Origin of the sequence: Phyllobacterium sophorae, assembly GCF_003010965.1 — a bacterium.
GTDB classification, from domain to species: Bacteria; Pseudomonadota; Alphaproteobacteria; order Rhizobiales; family Rhizobiaceae; genus Phyllobacterium; species Phyllobacterium sophorae.
In genome coordinates this window covers 673,818-692,247 of the sequence record NZ_PGGM01000001.1, presented here as the reverse complement: position 1 = coordinate 692,247, position 18,430 = coordinate 673,818, and the positions used below count along the sequence as shown (strand labels likewise).

At 57.3% G+C, this 18,430-nt stretch carries 14 protein-coding genes and 1 pseudogene; 3 read left to right on the top strand and 12 right to left on the bottom strand.

All coding sequences use genetic code 11. The features are described 5' to 3' along the window. The first annotated feature begins 140 nt into the window (after nt 1–140). Together CU103_RS03375 and CU103_RS03370 are read left to right on the top strand one after the other, a co-directional pair. Nucleotides 141–338, top strand: a complete 198-nt coding sequence (locus tag CU103_RS03375) for a hypothetical protein (protein WP_106662466.1) — start codon at nt 141–143, stop codon at nt 336–338. Nucleotides 339–642: 304 nt separating this feature from the next. After that, nucleotides 643–1,767, top strand: coding sequence for an acyltransferase family protein (locus CU103_RS03370; protein WP_106662641.1), 1,125 nt, complete (start codon nt 643–645; stop codon nt 1,765–1,767). Between the two features lie 72 nt (nt 1,768–1,839). Here the strand turns inward: CU103_RS03370 and CU103_RS03365 are convergent, their stop codons facing one another. Beyond that, nucleotides 1,840–2,457: a ribonuclease D gene (locus tag CU103_RS03365; RefSeq protein ID WP_106662465.1), complete on the bottom strand. Its 618-nt coding sequence runs from the start codon at nt 2,455–2,457 to the stop codon at nt 1,840–1,842. Nucleotides 2,458–2,474: 17 nt separating this feature from the next. Beyond that, nucleotides 2,475–3,863 (bottom strand): M20/M25/M40 family metallo-hydrolase, encoded by a 1,389-nt coding sequence (locus CU103_RS03360; RefSeq protein ID WP_106662464.1) that lies wholly within the window; start codon nt 3,861–3,863, stop codon nt 2,475–2,477. A 422-nt stretch (nt 3,864–4,285) separates the two neighbouring features. Between CU103_RS03360 and polA the strand changes: the two genes are divergently transcribed. Next, nucleotides 4,286–7,246: a DNA polymerase I gene (gene polA / locus CU103_RS03350; protein WP_106662462.1), complete on the top strand. Its 2,961-nt coding sequence runs from the start codon at nt 4,286–4,288 to the stop codon at nt 7,244–7,246. A gap of 36 nt (nt 7,247–7,282) precedes the next feature. Here the strand turns inward: polA and CU103_RS03345 are convergent, their stop codons facing one another. The 10 genes and pseudogenes from CU103_RS03345 to CU103_RS03300 form a co-directional block, all read right to left on the bottom strand. Continuing rightward, a complete protein-coding gene (locus tag CU103_RS03345; protein ID WP_162707237.1) occupies nt 7,283–8,869 on the bottom strand; it encodes an FGGY-family carbohydrate kinase in 1,587 nt (528 codons plus the stop codon). A gap of 105 nt (nt 8,870–8,974) precedes the next feature. After that, nucleotides 8,975–9,655, bottom strand: coding sequence for an HAD family hydrolase (locus CU103_RS03340; protein WP_106662461.1), 681 nt, complete (start codon nt 9,653–9,655; stop codon nt 8,975–8,977). 1 nt (nt 9,656) lies between these two features. After that, nucleotides 9,657–11,135 carry a mannitol dehydrogenase family protein gene (locus CU103_RS03335; protein ID WP_106662460.1) on the bottom strand — a complete coding sequence of 493 codons (1,479 nt, stop codon included), beginning with the start codon at nt 11,133–11,135 and terminating at the stop codon, nt 9,657–9,659. A 63-nt stretch (nt 11,136–11,198) separates the two neighbouring features. Next, complete coding sequence (locus tag CU103_RS03330; RefSeq protein WP_106662459.1) at nt 11,199–11,975, bottom strand: L-iditol 2-dehydrogenase; 777 nt, start codon at nt 11,973–11,975, stop codon at nt 11,199–11,201. An 18-nt stretch (nt 11,976–11,993) separates the two neighbouring features. Continuing rightward, nucleotides 11,994–12,992, bottom strand: coding sequence for an ABC transporter ATP-binding protein (locus CU103_RS03325; RefSeq protein ID WP_106662458.1), 999 nt, complete (start codon nt 12,990–12,992; stop codon nt 11,994–11,996). A 19-nt stretch (nt 12,993–13,011) separates the two neighbouring features. Beyond that, nucleotides 13,012–13,842 (bottom strand): carbohydrate ABC transporter permease, encoded by an 831-nt coding sequence (locus CU103_RS03320; RefSeq protein WP_106662457.1) that lies wholly within the window; start codon nt 13,840–13,842, stop codon nt 13,012–13,014. 4 nt (nt 13,843–13,846) lie between these two features. Beyond that, on the bottom strand, nt 13,847–14,719 hold the full coding sequence (locus CU103_RS03315) for a carbohydrate ABC transporter permease (RefSeq protein ID WP_106662456.1): 873 nt from the start codon (nt 14,717–14,719) through the stop codon (nt 13,847–13,849). Nucleotides 14,720–14,819: 100 nt separating this feature from the next. After that, nucleotides 14,820–16,130, bottom strand: coding sequence for an ABC transporter substrate-binding protein (locus tag CU103_RS03310; protein WP_106662455.1), 1,311 nt, complete (start codon nt 16,128–16,130; stop codon nt 14,820–14,822). 111 nt (nt 16,131–16,241) lie between these two features. Next, nucleotides 16,242–17,195, bottom strand: a complete 954-nt coding sequence (locus tag CU103_RS03305; protein ID WP_106662454.1) for a sugar-binding transcriptional regulator — start codon at nt 17,193–17,195, stop codon at nt 16,242–16,244. A gap of 217 nt (nt 17,196–17,412) precedes the next feature. Continuing rightward, nucleotides 17,413–17,685: pseudogene (locus CU103_RS03300) on the bottom strand (Rdx family protein); the annotation flags it as partial. Nucleotides 17,686–18,430 lie beyond the last annotated feature (745 nt).

Genomic DNA, 18,430 nt, shown 5'->3' with positions numbered 1-18,430 from the left:
CGCGACCCGTTGCAGGTTAATTGCGGCGATTTAAGGTGCGGTTAAAGTCCCGATGATTGGATTCCACACGGCCAAGATCGCATCATTGAGAAACGCCGCAACCAACGCTACTTTGCATCAATCAAATCAGGAGCGAACCAATGCGTTTTGTTGTCCTTGCAGCTCTCGCGGCGATCTTGGGCGGTTGTGGCGGGGGCGCCATTGAACGGCTCAATCCCGCACCAGCATCGGAAGCTCAGTATCGTCTTGGTGGTTGTCAGTTGCGCGGGCGTGGTGTTTGCAAAGACATGCAGGAATTTTCAGATGATAGCGCTCAAACGGGTGCTACAAGCAATTAAAATTGCACCAGAAATCAGGGTGACCGATAAAAAATGCTCGCACGCGTAAAATATTATCTTGCAGCCCTTGAAAAGGGACTAGGGCAGTTCTATTTTCATTCATGCGTAACGAGCGGTTCTCCTCCCATTTTTCGCTCGTTGCGTGTTCCCCTCTGGACGCTTTAGCGTTCACAATTCGCCGGGCTTATGCCCGGCTCTTTTGTTTTTGGGGCTTGCCGGCGTTTCAGACCCATTCATCACTCGAATTTTACTTCCCCTTGTCTAATTTCATCTATGTAAGGAAAATTGGTTGGGGAACAAAATCATGAACACCGGCGAAAACTCGCGCGTCGATTGGGTCGATATTGCCAAGGGCGTGTGCATCATCTTTGTCGTGATGATGCATTCGGTTCTGGGTGTCGAGAACGAAGCAGGAGCACGCGGCTGGATGCACGCCGTTGTTGCCTTTGCACAGCCCTTCCGCATGCCAGATTTTTTCCTGATATCGGGTCTGTTTCTCGGACTTGTGATTGACCGCCCATGGTTGCGCTACGCCGACCGCAAAGTCGTGCATTTCGCCTATTTCTACTTCCTGTGGCTCACGATCCAGTTCCTGTTCAAAGCACCAGGCATCGTGGCTGAGAGCGGTCTTAGCGGCGCCTTCTCCGCCTACATTCTGGCCTTTGTCCAGCCATTCGGCACCCTCTGGTTCATCTATCTCTTGCCCGTGTTCTTCATCGTCACACGCCTGCTCAAGGGCACCAATGTTTGGCTTATCCTGATTATTGCCGGCGCTCTTGAGACTTTGCCAATTCATACGGGCTGGCTGGTTATCGACGAATTCTGCAGCCGCTTCGTCTACTTTTTCGCCGGATATGCGTTTGCGCCGGCGATTTTCCGGATCGCGGAGTGGTTGCGGCAACGCCCCCAGATAGCGTTGGCGATTCTCGGAGTATGGGGGCTCGTCAATGGATGGCTGGTGTTCCATCCTGCGTCGGAACCATTTTCGGCCTGGATACCGGAAGAAAGCTACACCTCTGGCGGGCTAGGTGGCTGGAGCAGTGTGCCCTTGATTTCATTGATTGCCGGATTCGCTGGAGCCTTGGCCATCGTGTCGGTTTCCGCGCTCATCGCCGGCTCTCTTTCCTCCTGGCAAAAAGCCGTGGCCCCATTGCGCTGGCTTGGGGCGCATTCGATTGTCGTCTACCTCGCTTTCTTTCTGCCAATGGCGATCGCTCGTACCATCCTGCTCAAGAGCTGGATCATAACCGATATCGGTACGATATCGCTCTTGACAGTCATCAGCGGCGTACTTGGCCCCGTGATTCTGTACGGCCTCATTCAACGGATCGGCTACGGGCAGTTTCTGTTCCAGCGGCCGCAATGGGCACACATCGACCGCACCACAGCTTCGAGAGAAGCTTTGGTTACGGCCGAATCGTCGACTTAGAACGTCGGACGGACGCTATTCTGCTTCAGGCTGGCGGCCATTCACTTGGTCAGGCGCCATCGTCCGATGCTTTTAACTGTGGGCGAAGATATCCTGCTCCGCCCAGCCCATCAGATCCAACCTGGAGCGGGTGGGCAGAAACTCGAAGCAGGCAGCAGCCTCTTCGGCACGCCCATCACGAACCAGCCGCTGCTGTAAAATGGTCCGAAGACGATGCAGGTAGAGAACATCGGACGCCGCATATTCAAGCTGTGCCTGGCTCAGCTCCGGTGCTGCCCAGTCGGACGACTGCTGCTGTTTGGAGAGGTTTACATCGAGCAATTCGCTGCAGATTTCCTTCAACCCATGCCTGTCCGTGTAGGTGCGTACGAGACGCGAGGCAATCTTGGTGCAGAAGACCGGCTTTGGCATGACGCCAAACGTATGAAAAAGGACGGCAAGGTCAAAGCGGCCGAAGTGGAAAATCTTGGTGATGGCATCATCACCAAGAAGCTTTACCAGATTGGGCGCAGCCTTCTGACCCCTGTCGATCTGGATGACATCCGCCGAGCCGTCGCCGGGGGAAATTTGCACGACACAGAGCCGGTCACGATGCGGATTGAGCCCCAATGTCTCCGTATCGATTGCAACTGCGTCAACCTGGTAATTCTTCAGGTCAGGGAGATCGTTGCGGTGAGAGCGAATGGTCATCAGCGTATCTCTTTCAATTACTTGGCGAGCGCTGCAAGGATGCGTGCCCACGACCGCTGACCCTTGTGGAAAGAGTTCAGCTCATATTTTTCATTGGGTGAATGGATCCGGTCATCCTCCAGGCCATAGCCGACGAGCAGCGATTCCATGTCGAGCAGGCGCTGGAAATCGCCGACAATCGGGATCGATCCACCCATGGCGATCAGTACTGCCGGCTTCGGCCATTCATCACTCAAGGCGTTCTTGGCTTTGGTAAGCAGCGGCGAATCATAGGAAAGCTGAATAGCTGGCGAACCGCCATGCTCGTGGAACTCCACTGAGCAATCGGCCGGAATGCGTTGTCGAACGAACGCCCGGAATGCTTCACGGATTTTTGCAGGATCCTGCTTGTGCACCAAACGGAACGATACTTTGGCGGAGGCCTGCGCCGCGATCACTGTCTTGAATCCCTGACCTGTATAGCCACCGGTTATACCGTTGATTTCAGCGGTTGGCCGTGCCCAGATCAATTCCTGGATCGAGCGGCCCTTTTCGCCAGACGGAACCGAAAGTCCGACGGGGCCGAGAAAATTCTCGGGTGTTGAACCCAGTCCTTCCCACATCTGCAGGATCTGCGTCGGCGTTTCTTCAACACCGTCATAAAAACCCGGAATGGTAACAGCCCCGTTCTCATCATGCAGATCGGCGAGTACCTTTGTCAGAATACGGATCGGATTTGCAGCGGCGCCGCCGAACATTCCCGAATGAAGATCGCGATCAGCTGCCTTGACTACGATTTCCTCGCCAACCAGACCGCGCAACCCGACGGAGATCGCCGGCGTTTCGGCATCCCACATGCTGGTATCGCAGACAAGGGCGAAATCTGCCTTCAACTCGTCCTTGTGGGCGTTGAGAAACGGCTTCAGCGATGGTGAGCCAGATTCCTCTTCCCCCTCGAACAGGATGGAAACCCTTACGGGCAGCTTGCCATGGACGTCCTTATAAGCGCGGCAGGCCTCGACAAAGGTCATCAGCTGCCCCTTGTCATCAGATGTACCACGGCCGGTGAGTATCTTGCGGCCGTTACCCGCATCCTTGATTGCCGGAGCGAACGGATCGTTTTCCCACAATTCCAGTGGATCGACCGGCTGCACGTCATAATGTCCGTAGAACAGCACATGCGGCGCGTCGGCGCCCGGTCCCTCATGGTGAGCAACAACCATCGGATGTCCCGGCGTATCACGCACGCTCGCCTCGAAACCGATCGATTTCAGGTCGGCTACCAGCCATTCAGCAGCTTTGCGGCATTCAGTCTTGAAGGCTGGGTCGGTCGATATGGATTTGATCTTCAACAGATCGAAAAGTCGCTCCAGACTTTTGTCGAGGTTGGTATCAAGCGCATTCAAGACAGGATCGAGAGCTGGCATGGTATTTCCTGATTTCTGTGGACCGGGACTCGTGAAGGGAGTTCTTCTTAGCGCATTTTGCTGGCCACGGCACAAAAAAGTGGCATTTCTGGAAGCCACAAAAGAAATGGTCGCCGTGGCGGGGGGACCACAGGCGACCAGATCATTACACTCATTTGCGGTCAACCCTGGAGAGGGGGATGAGGTTGGCCGCAAGTCCGGGGTCAGGCGGGGGACGAGCCTTGTTCCCGGACATCGATCTAACGTCGACACCTTGGATTTGGGGGTCAAACCGTGGCAATTCAAGGGCACAGAAGATTACATCTTCGTAACAAACGCGTGATGCATCTGTGTCAGTATGCAAGCGCTTTCGAACGATCTTTCGGGGAAAGAAAAAGACAGATCATTCCCTTTTTGCAGATCATCATTTAATCCTATCGGCCATGAAAAATGGTGATCATCTCTTCCTCGTCGACGGCTCCGGCTATATCTTTCGGGCCTATCATGCACTCCCACCCCTTACTCGCAAATCGGACGGTTTGCCAGTGGGTGCTGTTTCCGGTTTCTGCAACATGTTGTGGAAGCTGCTTCGGGAAGCTCGGGATACATCGGTAGGGGACACCCCGACGCATTTTGCGGTGATCTTCGACTATTCGTCGCATACTTTTCGCAAGGAAATCTATCCTGAATACAAGGCAAACCGTTCGGCGCCGCCGGAAGACCTGATCCCACAGTTCGGGCTCATTCGCCAGGCAACCAAGGCTTTCAACCTGCCCTGCATCGAAAAGGAAGGCTTTGAAGCAGACGATCTGATTGCAACCTATGCGCGTCTGGCTGAAGAAGCAGGCGCTGAGGTTACCATCATTTCCTCCGACAAGGATCTCATGCAGCTCGTCACGCCAAACGTGTCGATGTACGACAGCATGAAAGACAAGCAGATCGGTATTCCAGACGTCATTGAGAAATGGGGCGTTCCGCCAGAAAAAATGATCGACCTTCAGGCGCTGACTGGCGATTCGACTGACAATGTGCCGGGTATTCCCGGTATCGGACCAAAGACCGCCGCACAGTTGCTTGAAGAGTTCGGCGATCTGGATACGCTTCTTGCCCGTGCTGGCGAAATCAAGCAACAGAAACGGCGCGAAAACATTCTTCAATATGCCGATCAGGCACGCATTTCACGCCAGCTGGTAACATTGAAGAAAGACACGCCGATCGATGTCGGGATCGAGGACTTCGGACTTGAACCACAAGACGGTCATAAGCTCATCGCCTTTTTGAAGACCATGGAATTCAATTCATTGACCCGCCGTGCCGCGGAAGCAACCGGCGTCGATGCAAGTGAGGTCGAACCTGCCCGCCTGAAGATAGAAGCGGTAGCCGAGGCACATGGACCAGACGTTGACGTAGAGCCGGCCAATGAGCAAATTACAAGCCGTCAAGTATCCGCAGGACCAAATCTGGCAGCGGCTTCGCCGAAGCAATCCGCATCGAATATCGCCGCAACCCCTGCTGACCTTGTAAAATCGCGCACCGACGAGGTGCTCGCCGCCAAGTTCGATCGAAGCGCTTATGTTACGATTCGCGATGTGGCGACGCTGCAAGTCTGGATCGACGAGGCGATGACATCCGGTGTTGTCGCGTTCGATACTGAGACCAACTCGGCGGATCCAATGCAAGCCGATGTCGTCGGGCTGTCGCTCGCCACACGACCAGGGCGAGCGGCCTATATTCCGATCAATCACAAGTCTGGCGACGGCGATCTCCTCGGTGGAGGTTTGATTGAGCATCAGATACCCGAGCGGGAAGTCTTCCGTTTGTTGAAGCCGTTGCTCGAAGAGCGCTCGGTGCTGAAGATCGCGCACAGCATGAAATATGAATGGCTGGTCATGCATCGCCATGGCATCGACCTTCATCCGCTCGATGACACAATGCTCATCTCCTACGTGCTTGACGCCGGTGAGGGCAGCCACGGCATGGATAGTCTTTGTGATCGCTGGCTCGGACACAAACCCCTCGCCTACAAAGACTTGATTGGTTCGGGGAAATCATCGGTTACATTCGACAAGGTAACGATCGAGCGCGCCACCGAATATGCAGCCGAGGATGCCGACGTCACCTTGCGCTTGTGGCGACTGTTGAAGCCGCGTCTTGTCGCCGATGGGCTTGTCTCGGTCTACGAGCGGCTGGAACGGCCACTCATCCCGGTGCTGGCCCGCATGGAGGAGCGCGGTATTTCCGTCGACCGCCAGATTCTTTCGCGCTTGTCCGGCGACCTCGCCCAGTCCGCCGCAGCCATCGAAGAAGAAATTTACCGCCTGGCCGGCGAAAAGATCAATATCGGCTCGCCGAAACAGATGGGCGATATCCTGTTTGGCAAGATGGGTCTTCCCGGTGGTTCCAAGACCAAGACCGGCCAGTGGTCCACGTCAGCCCAATTGCTCGAAGACCTTGCCGCAGAAGGCCATGAGCTGCCGCGCAAGATCGTCGACTGGCGGCAGCTGACCAAGCTCAAATCCACCTATACGGATGCATTGCCGGGCTATATCAACCCACGTACCAAGCGCGTGCATACTTCCTATGCCATGGCGGCGACCTCTACGGGACGTCTCTCTTCGTCCGAGCCAAACCTGCAAAACATTCCGGTACGCACCAGTGAAGGCCGTAAGATCCGCACCGCCTTCATCGCCGAGCCCGGTAACAAGCTGATTTCCGCCGATTACAGCCAGATCGAATTGCGCGTCCTGGCACACGTCGCCGAGATTCCCCAACTGACGCAGGCTTTCGCCGATGGCATCGACATTCATGCAATGACTGCTTCGGAAATGTTCGGCGTCCCGGTGAAGGACATGCCGTCCGAAGTGCGCCGGCGCGCTAAAGCGATCAATTTCGGCATTATTTACGGTATCTCCGCCTTTGGCCTTGCCAATCAGCTGTCGATTCCACGGGAAGAAGCCGGGCAATATATCCGCACTTACTTCGAACGTTTCCCCGGTATCCGGGACTATATGGAATCGACGAAAGCGTTCGCTCGCCAGCACGGTTATGTCGAGACGATTTTCGGGCGGCGGGCACACTATCCGGAGATTCGTTCATCCAATCCGCAACACCGGGCATTCAATGAACGCGCCGCGATCAACGCGCCGATCCAGGGATCGGCCGCCGATATCATTCGCCGCGCCATGGTCCGCATCGAGCCAGCCTTGGACGAAGCGAACCTCTCGGCGCGCATGCTCCTGCAGGTGCATGACGAACTGATCTTCGAGACGGCGGAAGCGGAAGTGGAAGCGACAATCCCGGTCATTCGCGCGGTCATGGAAAATGCCGCTATGCCGGCGATTTCCCTGTCCGTCCCGCTGCATGTCGATGCACGTGCCGCGAACAATTGGGACGAAGCCCACTAGGGTCAGGGCCCTGGAGCCTGTCATAGGCGCGAACCTTTATTGAAGTGTGTCCAGCACCCTTCGCTGCGCATGCATTTCGAGGAAAATGCGGTAATCGCGATCGAAGCGCTTGCGCGCCTCGGGATTTGGCTGGCGCGGGCGGCCGCCCTGCTTCATCGCGATGCAGGCCGAAGGCAGGTCAGGATAAAGCCCTGCTGCAGTTGCCGCAACCATGGCGGTACCAAGAAGAACCGCGTCCTCTGCAGCGGAGGTGATTACGGTGCAGCCCGTTGCATCGGCGTAGAGTTCCATCAGCAGCGGGCTTTTGGTGTGCCCGCCCGTGACGTGCATGGTGTCAATCGCGTAACCCTTGTCATTCAGAGCTTCCAGGATATGGCGGACGCCAAGTGCAATGCCAACTGACGTGCGCCAATAGAGCCTGCACAGGCTGTCAAAGGATGCATCCAGTGTCAGACCACTGATCACGCCGACCGCATGCGGATCGGCGAGCGGAGAGCGATTCCCGTGAAAATCAGGAAGAACGTGCAGCCGGCCGGCGAGATCGAGTCCTTCGTCTGCACGCAGTTCCATTACCCGGTCGGTGATCTTCTTGTGCAACGCTGTATTCGGTTCGCCAACGGCCCCGTGCCAGCGAATGACATGGTCCAGCAAGGCGCCGGTCACCGATTGGCCGCCCTCGCTCAGCCAGCAATCCGGCAAGGCCACCCCATAATACGGGCCCCAGCCGCCGCTGAAGGAAATCGGTTCCTGCGACAGCGCCATCAGACAGCTGGAAGTGCCCGCAATCAGGGCAAGGTGCCGGTCGATCTCGGAGAGGTCACCAGCAAAGCCGCCCAGAACGCCGAGGGCGCCAGCATAGGCATCGATGAGCCCTGCACCGACGTGGCATGCGGTAGTCAGCCCCAAACCTTCGGCTGCTTGAGGTGTCAATGTGCCGACGAATGCGCCCATCGGGCTGGCGTGGTCAGGGAGGTTTCCACGCTCGATCATGTCTTCCAAGCCGATGGTCTCCAGATAGTCCGGCTGCCAGCCTTCACTTTCATGCGCGAGATAGGTCCATTTACACGTCAGCGTGCATTGCGAGCGCGCAAGTGAACCGGAAGCCTTCCAGCTCAGGTAGTCGGCAAGATCGAAGAAATAGCCGGCTTTGTTCCAGCTTTCCGGCAAATGCCGTTTCAGCCACATCAGTTTTGGGGTCTGCATTTCCGGCGACATCACGCCGCCAAGATAGCTCAGCGCTTTATGGCCCGTCGCAGTACATTCATCCGCTTCATCCAGCGCCCGATGGTCCAGCCAGACGATGGTATCCCAGCGGTGCTCACCCGATGTCGACACGGTCAACGGGAGGCCATCCTCGTCGCGTACAACGAGTGAACAAGTTGCATCGAAGCTGATACCGACAACGTGCGACGGATCGACTTTCGAGGCCGCAAGAGCGCCCTGCACTGCTACGCAAACGGATTTCCAGATGTCTTCTGAATCATGCTCCGCATGATCTGCCCGCGGACGGTTCATCAAGATCGGATGTTCGACCCGGCCAAGAAGATTTCCCGCCGCATCGAGAATGCCCGCACGGGCGCTTCCTGTCCCAACATCGACCGCACAGACGAATTTCGGCATCAACGAACTTTCGGTATTACTTGCTGTCATATGGGGCCTTTGAGAACTCAACCTGATAAATCAGCGTCCATGAGCACCGGAAGCGCAGAAAATCGCATCGGATGGCCATCAGGGTGAAGTTTTCGAAAGGTCTCTGAGCAAGCCGGGCAATTGCAACATGTCGTTGAATATACGGTCTGGTTTAAGAGACGCAAGGGCCGCCTCCAACCGTCCGCCGCGCGAGTGTGTTCCGCCGGTGAAGGCGAAGACCTGCATCCCCGCGCTCTTCGCCGCTTCAATTCCGGCGGGACTGTCTTCGACAACGACACAATCTGTCGGTGCCGTTTTCATCGTTTTTGCCGCTAGCAAGAACAGATCCGGTGCCGGCTTTCCGCGTTTGACCATGGTGGCGCTGAAGATATGCGGGTCGAGAAGATCAAGCAGCCCGGTGAGTGTCAGGGACAAGCGAATGCGGTCCGGTTGGCTTGACGAGGCGACGCATCGGGGCACATCCAGCGCGCGAAGCGTTTCGGCAATGCCCGGAATCGGTTTCAAATCCGATCTGAAGCGGGCAAAGAGGTTGGAGCGCATCTCGTCGAGGTCTGCCTCACTTGCGGCAAAGCCATAATCCTCATGCAATATCTTGCTGATGGTCGTCATACTGCGCCCGAGGAACCGGTCATAAGCGTCGTCCTCGGACAATGCGGTCCCGCTCTTGGCGATCATGTCAAGGAGGACTGCAATGGAAATCGGCTCGCTGTCAACGAGGACACCATCACAATCGAAAATGACGAGAGCGGGCTTTGCCATCTCAGAGCTTGTCGGCAAGGTAAAGCGTCAAAGTCTCGCGCGCGCCCTTGTCCCACAAAATCCGCAGGATTCGCGAGAACGATTCCACGAAAATCGGCGATGTCCCAACTTCACCGAATATATCGGTCATAGCCAGAAATGCCTTCGGATCGTCCTTTGCCTTCAAAGCTTCTACTTTCAATCGCTCAGCGCTTGCATCGAGATAATTCGTCGGCTTGCCGCTATCGGTCGTCCCGGCACAGAACCGGCACCACAGCGCAGAAACCAGCGAAAGTCCAGTAATACCGTTGCCCGCCTTAAGCCTGTCGGCTGTCGTCGGCAGGATGAATTTCGGCTGGCGGTTGGATCCATCCTGGCACAGGCGCTGGATCGTGTCGCCGATCTTCGGATTGGAAAACCGCCTGACAATGAGGTCGAAATAGGCGTCGAAGGATGTGCCCGGTACCGGAGGCAGAACGGGGATAATCTCCTCCCGTTCCAGCTTTGTCAGGAAGTCGCGGATAAGCGGCTCCTCCATGGCCTCGTGCACAAAATGAATATCCATGAGCGATGCCGGGTAAGCGATTGCAGCGTGACCACCGTTGAGAATGCGGATTTTCATCAGTTCATAGGGGGCGACGTCCTTGACGAAGGTCACACCGACCTTCTCCAGAGCCGGGCGCCCGGCCGGAAAATGATCCTCCAATACCCATTGCTTGAATGGTTCACAAAAAACTGGCCAGTTGTCCTCCACACCGAAATCCGTCGCAAGCAATCCTCTCTCCCGGTCTGTCGTGGCAGGCGTAATGCGATCGACCATGCTGTTGGGAAAAGCGACCTGGTCCTTGACCCATTGAGCCAAATTCGGATCGATAACCGCGGCAAGACCACTGACTGCGTCGCAGGTCACATGGCCATTGCCCGGGATATTGTCACAGGACATGACCGTGAATGGTGCCGTTCCTTCATCGCGGCGGCGCATCAAACCGGCAAGGATCAAGCCGAAGACGGTACTCGGGTCCTTGATATTGGCCGCGTCGGAAACGATTGCCGGGTGCTGGGGATTGAACACCCCGGACGCCGGATCAATGAAGTAACCGCCCTCCGTGATCGTAAGGGATACGATGCGGATTTCAGGATCGGCAAGGCGAGCAATGATATTTGCCGTGTCGCCAGGCTGCAGATAGTCGATCATCGACGCCGTGACGTGAGCAGTCCTGTGGCCACTATCCTGCTCGACAACAGTCGTCAGCCAATCCTGCGCCTGCAGCTTCTGTCGCATGGTTTCGTCGGACGCGAGAACGCCAGCACCGACAAGGCCCCACTCATGATCTGTGCCGGCATTGAATAATTCATCGAGATAGACTGCCTGATGCGCACGATGAAAATTGCCGATGCCGAAATGGATTATGCCGGCCTTCAGTCCCGATTGGCTGTAGCCGGGGACGCCAACATTTTTCGGCAAGTTCTGCAGCGTGGCTTTGGAGAGTTTAACAGTCATCGGGCCTAATCCCTCTTTTCATGTAAGATGCGCCTGCATCCTTCTGGTGAATGCAGGGAAACGTCAGCTCATCCAATTGCCGCCATCAACATTGTAGGTCTGGGCGACGATATAGTCGCTCTCGCCGCTCGCGAGGAAAATGGCCATGCCAGTAAGATCTTCGGCTGTGCCCATACGGCCAAAGGGAACGGCTTCGCCAACCAGACGCTTTTTCTCGCCCCGCGGTCTGTTCTCATATTTGGCGAAAAGCGCATCGACACCTTCCCAATGCTCTCCGTCAACCACACCCGGCGCAATCGCGTTCACATTGATGCCGTGCTCGATCAGGTTGAGACCGGCCGACTGAGTGAGGCTGATTACCGCCGCCTTGGTAGCGCAATAGATTGCAACGAGCGGCTCGCCGCGCCGGCCGGCCTGGCTGGCCATGTTGATAATCTTGCCGCCCTTGCCACGCGCGATCATTGCCTTGGCAACGGCCTGCAATGTGAACAATGTGCCAGAGAAATTGACGGCAAAAAGCTTGTCGTAGCTTTCACGCGTAATCTCGACGATTGGCGCGAGATCGAACAGCGCTGCGTTGTTGACGAGCACGTCGATGCCGCCAAACTTGTCGACGGTTTCCTTGACCGCTGCATCGATCGATGCCTGGCTTGTAACATCGAGGCGGACCGCATGCGCTTGGCTGCCAAGTTCCTTTGCCGTCTCCTGTGCACGTTCCAGATTAATATCGGCAATCACCACATGGGCGGCGCCCTCGCGTATGTAAGCTTCCGCAAACGTTCGGCCGATGCCGCGCGCCGAACCCGTTATGAAAGCCGTCTTGCCAGCAAGTCTGTTCATGTCAAATTGCCCATCGCTTTATATTGCTTGCCCGTTAGGATCGAACCTATGCAGCCGTGCCGGCTCCGGCGTGAGATAGACCTGCTGGCCAAATTCGGTGCTGAAATCGCCATCGGTTCGCACGGTGATCTTGCCAACGCCATCAACCTGCACGTGGATGAACGTGTCGGACCCGAGATGTTCCGTAACACCGACGGTCCCCTTCCAGGCACCATCGGTCTTGGAGATGCGGATATGTTCCGGCCGCACGCCGAGCGTCGTCGCGTTTTGCTTGGCAGCTTCCTGACCTTCGATGAGGTTCATGCGAGGAGAGCCGATGAAGCCCGCCACGAAAACGTTTCGCGGGCTCCGGTAAAGTTCAAGCGGTGAGCCCACCTGCTCGATACGCCCGGCATTAAGTACGACAATCTTGTCCGCCATGGTCATGGCTTCCACCTGGTCGTGCGTCACATAGATCATCGTGGTCTTCAACTGGTGATGCAGATCGCTGATCTCGAGGCGCATGTTTCCACGCAGGGCAGCATCGAGGTTGGACAGCGGCTCGTCGAAGAGAAACGCTTTAGGCTGACGCACGATGGCGCGGCCTATGGCGACACGCTGGCGCTGGCCGCCCGACAATTGTCCCGGCCGGCGATCGAGATAATTGGTGAGGTTCAGAATATGCGCCGCATCCTTGACCTTCTTGTCGATAGCGGATTTTTCTTGGCCATCCATCTTCAACGGGAAGGCGATGTTGCCGTAGACGCTCATATGCGGATAGAGGGCATAAGACTGGAATACCATCGACAAACCGCGTTTCGCCGGCGCCTCGTTGGACATGTCTTTGCCGTCGATGACGATCCTGCCGCCGCTCAGATCTTCGAGACCTGCGATCATCCGCAGCAGGGTCGATTTTCCACAGCCGGAAGGACCGACGAAGACAACGAATTCACCGTCATCGATTTCAAGGTCGATTTCTGGAATGACCGCAGTGGTTCCAAATGACTTCGATACTTTTTGGAGCGTAATACTTCCCATAATAATCCTCCCCGAAAACCTATTTCACTGCGCCGAAGGTCAGGCCACGAACCAGCTGCTTTTGCGAGAACCATCCCATGATCAGGATAGGCGCAATCGCCATGGTGGATGCGGCCGACAACTTGGCCCAGAACAGGCCCTCTGGACTTGAGTAAGAGGCGATGAATGCGGTGAGTGGCGCCGCATTGGCCGCGGAAAGATTCAGCGTCCAGAACGCTTCGTTCCATGCCAGAATAATGTTCAGCAACATGGTCGATGCAATACCTGGCACGGCCATCGGCGTCAGCACATAAACGATTTCCTTCATCAGCGAGGCGCCGTCCATGCGCGCCGCTTCGAGGATCTCTCCCGGTATTTCCTTGAAGTAGGTGTAGAGCATCCAGACGATGATCGGCAGGTTGATCATGGTCAGGACTGCGACGAGACCAAGGCGCGTATCCAGCAAACCCCAGTCGCGGAAAATCAGGTAGAGCGGCACGAGAACGCCGACAGGCGGCATCATCTTTGTGGACAACATCCACATCAGGACGTCCTTGGTGCGCTTGGTTGGCGAAAATGCCATGGCCCAGGCGGCCGGGATGGCGAGTGCCAGACCAATCAGCGTTGACCCCACCGAGATCACCACGGAATTGGTGACGTGCTTCATGTAGTTCGAGCGGCTTTGCACCTCGTGGTAATTTTCCAGAGTCCAGTCGAAGAACAGGAACTGCGGTGGCGTTGCGACTGCCGTTCCTTCAGTCTTGAAGCTGGTCAGGAATGTCCACAGGATCGGAAAGAAGATCAGGAACCCGATCGTCCAACCGAGGATCGTGAATGTCAGCTTATGCCGTGTGGTGACTGCGCGGGCCATGGCTTTACCTCTCGAGGTTCTTGCCGATAAGGCGAATGAGGAAGAAAGCGACAATATTGGCGAGGATCACTGCAACAATACCGCCGGCCGAGGCACCGCCCACATCGAACTGCAGGAGCGCCTGCATATAAATGAGATAGGTGATATTCGTCGTCTGGATGCCTGGGCCGCCATTGGTCGTGACCAGGATCTCAGCGAAGACGCTGAGCAGGAAAATCGTCTGGATGAGAATGACAACGGTGATCGCCCGCGACATGTGTGGCAGCACCAGATAGATGAAGCGCGAGATCGCCCCGGCTCCATCCATCTCTGCCGCCTCGATTTGTTCACCGTCGAGCGATTGCAGCGCAGTGAGCAGGATCAGCGTTGCGAAGGGCAGCCATTGCCACGCGACGATAAGGACAATCGAGAAGAGTGGCAGTTCCGCAAACCAGTCGATGGGCTGGAACCCGAATGAGCGGGCAATCCACGCAAAAAGGCCATTGACCGGATGCATCAGCATGTTCTTCCACACGAGAGCGGACACCGTTGGCATGACGAAGAACGGCGCTATCACCAGAAGACGGACGATGCCCTGCCCGAAGAATGGCTGGTCAAGCACCAGCGCCAGCAGGATGCCACCGATGACAGTGATCAGCAGCGTGCCGCCGACGAGCATCAGGGTATTGCCGAGTGCGGTGAAGAATGCGGGGTCGGTCAGAAAGTACTGATAGTTGAGAAAGCCGATAAACTCCTCGGTTCCCGGCATCAGCAGATTGTAGCGCAGGAACGAGAAATACAGCGTCATGACAAGCGGCACGATCATCCAGAGAAACAGCAGGATGACGGCGGGCGACATCATGAAACGGGCAGTTGCGCGTGTCTGAAGCGTAGCCATGGTCAGGTTCCAATGCAGTGAACGTCAAAGTGATAATGCAAAAGGAGGCCCGGGCGGCCCCCAACATTCGCGTCAGGAACCGCCCGGAGCCAGGAGGATCCTACTTGATGTAGCCGCCCTTGGTCATCTCACGCGTCGTCAGCGCCTGCGCACCCTGCAAGGCCTGGTCGACGGTCATCGAACCGGCAAGCGCTGCGGAGAACTGCTGGCCGACGGCCGTGCCAATGCCCTGGAACTCAGGGATGGCGACAAACTGGCCACCCGTATAGGGCACCGGCTTGACTGTCGGCTTGCTCGTATTGGCCGCATTCATCGCATCGAGCGTGATCTTGGCGAAGGGAGCAGCCTTCTCATATTCCGGATTGGCATAGAGCGACTTGCGCGTACCCGGAGGAACGTTGGCCCAGCCTTCCTTGCTCGCGACGAGTTCCGTATAGGCCTTGTCGGTCGCCCAGGAGACGAACTTCTGCGCGGCTTCCGCCTTCTTGGTGCCAGCCGGAACGCCAAGGTTCCACGCCCACAGCCAGTTGCCGTGGTTCTCGACGCCGCCGGTCGGGAAGAGCGCATAGCCCACCTTGTCGGCAACCTTGGATTCCTTCGGATTGGTCACGAACGAGGCCGCAACGGTCGCATCGATCCAGATGCCGCATTTGCCGGTCTGGAACAGCGCAAGGTTTTCATTAAAGCCGTTGGACGAGGCGCCGGGAGGTCCGGCTTCCTTCATCAGGTCGACGTAGAACTGCAGGGCCTTCTTCCATTCCGGCTGATCGAACTGCGGAGTCCACTTTTCGTCGAACCAGCGTGCCCCGAAAGAATTGGCCGTCGCGGTCAGGAGCGCCATGTTCTCGCCCCAGCCGGCCTTGCCGCGCAGGCAGATGCCGTAGGTTTCGCTCGACTTGTCGGTCATCTTCTTCGCCGCTTCGGCGATCTGGTCCCAGGTCGGCTTTTCCGGAATGGTCACGCCGGCCTTCTCGGCGAGGTCCTTGCGGTACATCACCATGGCGCTTTCGCCGTAGAATGGCGAAGCGTAGAGCTTGCCATCGACAGAGACGGCGTCGCTGATAGCCGGCAAAAGATCGGACTTGTCATAGGCATCGCCCAGGCCATCGAGCGGCAGAAGCCAGCCCTGCTTGGCCCAGATCGGCACTTCATAGGTGCCGATGGTCATGATGTCGTACTGGCCGCCCTTGGTGGCGATGTCGGTGGTGACGCGCTGGCGCAGCACGTTTTCCTCGAGCGTTACCCACTCGAGCTGGATGTCCGGATTTTTCTTGGTGAAGTCCTCGGTCAATTTCTGCATGCGGACCATGTCGCCATTATTGACGGTGGCGATGGTCAGCGTCTCCGCATGGGCAAAACTCGCCATGGCGAGCGCAGATACGGCGCCGAGCAGAAGCGTTCTCGTTAACATTTCATTCCTCCCGAATGTTATGAGCAATTGCTTGTCTTGTGGGCAAATACTCACACAACGGCGAAACAAGTCAAGAGCAATTCGTCGCTGCGATGCAACAATGGGAGGGAATTATCCGGCGAGAAGCGTTTCCGCGGTCCGCTCGTCTGTAATCAGGCCGTTGATTAGATTGCCTTTTATCGCCGCTACAATGCCCGGTAGCTTTTTCGCACCCTTGGCGGTGGCGATGACGGTGGCGGTGTCGCGCGAGGGGATATGCGCGCTGGCGACGCGGGCATTGGTCAGCCCCTCGATGGGTTCGCCATAGCGATCGAAGGCACGTCCAAGGATTTCGCACACCGCCCCGGCACGGCGCAGAGCGTCCAGTTCCTCGCGCGAAATGAAGCCATCGATAAACAGCGGAGCGTCTTCCTCGAGGTCGCCTATGCCGACAAAGGCGACATTGGCCCGCGCCGACAATTCCAGCACCGGGCGGATCATCGCCTGGCTGTGCAGCAGCTCGCGCTCCTGCGGCGAAGAGGCTATGACCGGCAGCGGCATGGGAAATGAGCGCGCCTTGATCTTGTCGGCAATGTTGAAAATGACGTTGTAGAAAGCCGCCGAACCATCCGGCGAAATGTTGCCGGTCAGCGACACCACCTTGTGCTGCGGGCACTCGATCGGCGACAGCAGCTCGATCGCCGCCTTGAGCGTGCGGCCGGTGCCTATGCCGAGCACGATCGGCGCTTCCGACTTCAGCCAGCGGGTCATTTCCGCCGCCGCCGCATCGGCCACGCCGAGTGTCGTCGAGCTGGAGCCCGGATCGGTCGGCACCACCTCCGCCATCTTCAGGCCGAAGCGCTGCTTGAGCTGTTCGGCGAGATCGAGGCAATGGGCGATCGGATGGTCGAGCCTTACCTTGACCAGCCCTTCCGACACCGCCAGCGATACCATGCGCTGCGCCGACTGGCGCGAAATGCCGAGCTTGGCGGCAATCTCGTCCTGCGTGTTGCCGGCGACATAATACAACCAGCCAGCGCGGGCGGCGTCGTCCAGCTTTGTCGTGGTAACGTCCGGCTTACTCAATTTCTGCCCCGCCCTTAAGCTTCTCGCTGCGCTCGGCGCTGGCAGGGACCCCGTCTGCCCCGCCCTTAAGCTTCTCGCTGTGCTCGGCGCTGGCGGGGACCCCGTCTGCCCCGCCCTTAAGCTTCTCGCTGCGCTCGGCGCTGGCAGGGACCCCGTCTGCCCCGCCCCTGAGCTTCTCGCTGTGCTCGGCGCTGGCAGGGACCTCAGCCTTATGCCCGTCGGAATGCCCGAGATCGCGCTCGGGCCAGACGATATCGCGCACCTTCTGCTTGAGCACCTTGGCCTCGGGAAAACCGCCGTCGCGCTTGCGTTCCCAGATGAGATCGCCGTCCACGCGGATTTCGAAGACGCCGCCGGTGCCCGGAATCAGCGACACTTCGCCGAGGTCGGCGCCAAAGGTGGAGAGCAGCTCCTGCGCCATCCAGGCGGAGCGGAGGAGCCAGCTGCACTGCGTGCAATAGGTGATGGTGATGCGCGGTTTTGTTGTCATGTTCTGTCTATTATCATTTCCTCATCGGTATGTAAGCTGCTTCGTAGAGGCCAGCTTTCCCCCTTGCCACGCCCTCATCTTGAGTCTGGCCATTGTTTGCATTGTGGGAAGACGGGCGGTCGTCGAAGCGCGTCTTGGTAGATAAGGTATGCGATCCGAAGACCGCCCGCTAACGTTGTCCCCCTGCCGGCCAGCTTCTGCTTGTTCCGCGGGGCGAGTGGATGAACGCCTGGAGTCCGGGCCCATCGTCGCCGTCGGTGCAGTGTCCGCACGATTGGCGTTGGCGTCAACAATGGAGGCAATATCTGCCTAAAATGCGCAGATTGACCTCCGAAGACGAACAGGTCGGCCAGCGCTTGGGTCCGTTGCCCGCCCGCTGACACGCTGTCCTTCCCCACTTTCGAACGGCTCCGGAAGCAGCTCCCCATGGAAAGGACGGGGATAGAATAACCGAGGTTTGAGGGGCGTGGATAAACAGCCACGATTATTTTCGTGCAAGGGCACTGCGCGTGGTTGGACAAGTTCGGCACCCACAGCCGATACCGATTATCTCTCTCCTTGTGGGAGAGAAAGGATTTTCTTGGATTTAGCCCTCGCTAAATCCTTAGAAAATCCAAGTGAGGGGGTAGTTTAGTGAAGCATATCCCCTCTCTTGCGATTTCTGGCACTTAGCAAGAGCTAAGATGCCGAAATCGCTACCGGGGCGACCACTGGTCTCGCCCGCCTTCGGCCCCCCACAGAGGGA

Excerpts from the sequence above, each read along its gene's own strand:
- CU103_RS03370 (WP_106662641.1), top strand. The coding sequence starts at position 643 with ATGAACACCGGCGAAAACTCGCGCGTCGATTGGGTCGATATTGCCAAG.
- CU103_RS03340 (WP_106662461.1), bottom strand. The coding sequence starts at position 9,655 with ATGGCAAAGCCCGCTCTCGTCATTTTCGATTGTGATGGTGTCCTCGTT.
- CU103_RS03365 (WP_106662465.1), bottom strand. The coding sequence starts at position 2,457 with ATGACCATTCGCTCTCACCGCAACGATCTCCCTGACCTGAAGAATTAC.
- CU103_RS03310 (WP_106662455.1), bottom strand. The coding sequence starts at position 16,130 with ATGTTAACGAGAACGCTTCTGCTCGGCGCCGTATCTGCGCTCGCCATG.
- CU103_RS03330 (WP_106662459.1), bottom strand. The coding sequence starts at position 11,975 with ATGAACAGACTTGCTGGCAAGACGGCTTTCATAACGGGTTCGGCGCGC.
- CU103_RS03360 (WP_106662464.1), bottom strand. The coding sequence starts at position 3,863 with ATGCCAGCTCTCGATCCTGTCTTGAATGCGCTTGATACCAACCTCGAC.
- polA (WP_106662462.1), top strand. The coding sequence starts at position 4,286 with ATGAAAAATGGTGATCATCTCTTCCTCGTCGACGGCTCCGGCTATATC.
- CU103_RS03315 (WP_106662456.1), bottom strand. The coding sequence starts at position 14,719 with ATGGCTACGCTTCAGACACGCGCAACTGCCCGTTTCATGATGTCGCCC.
- CU103_RS03375 (WP_106662466.1), top strand. The coding sequence starts at position 141 with ATGCGTTTTGTTGTCCTTGCAGCTCTCGCGGCGATCTTGGGCGGTTGT.
- CU103_RS03320 (WP_106662457.1), bottom strand. The coding sequence starts at position 13,842 with ATGGCCCGCGCAGTCACCACACGGCATAAGCTGACATTCACGATCCTC.
- CU103_RS03325 (WP_106662458.1), bottom strand. The coding sequence starts at position 12,992 with ATGGGAAGTATTACGCTCCAAAAAGTATCGAAGTCATTTGGAACCACT.
- CU103_RS03335 (WP_106662460.1), bottom strand. The coding sequence starts at position 11,135 with ATGACTGTTAAACTCTCCAAAGCCACGCTGCAGAACTTGCCGAAAAAT.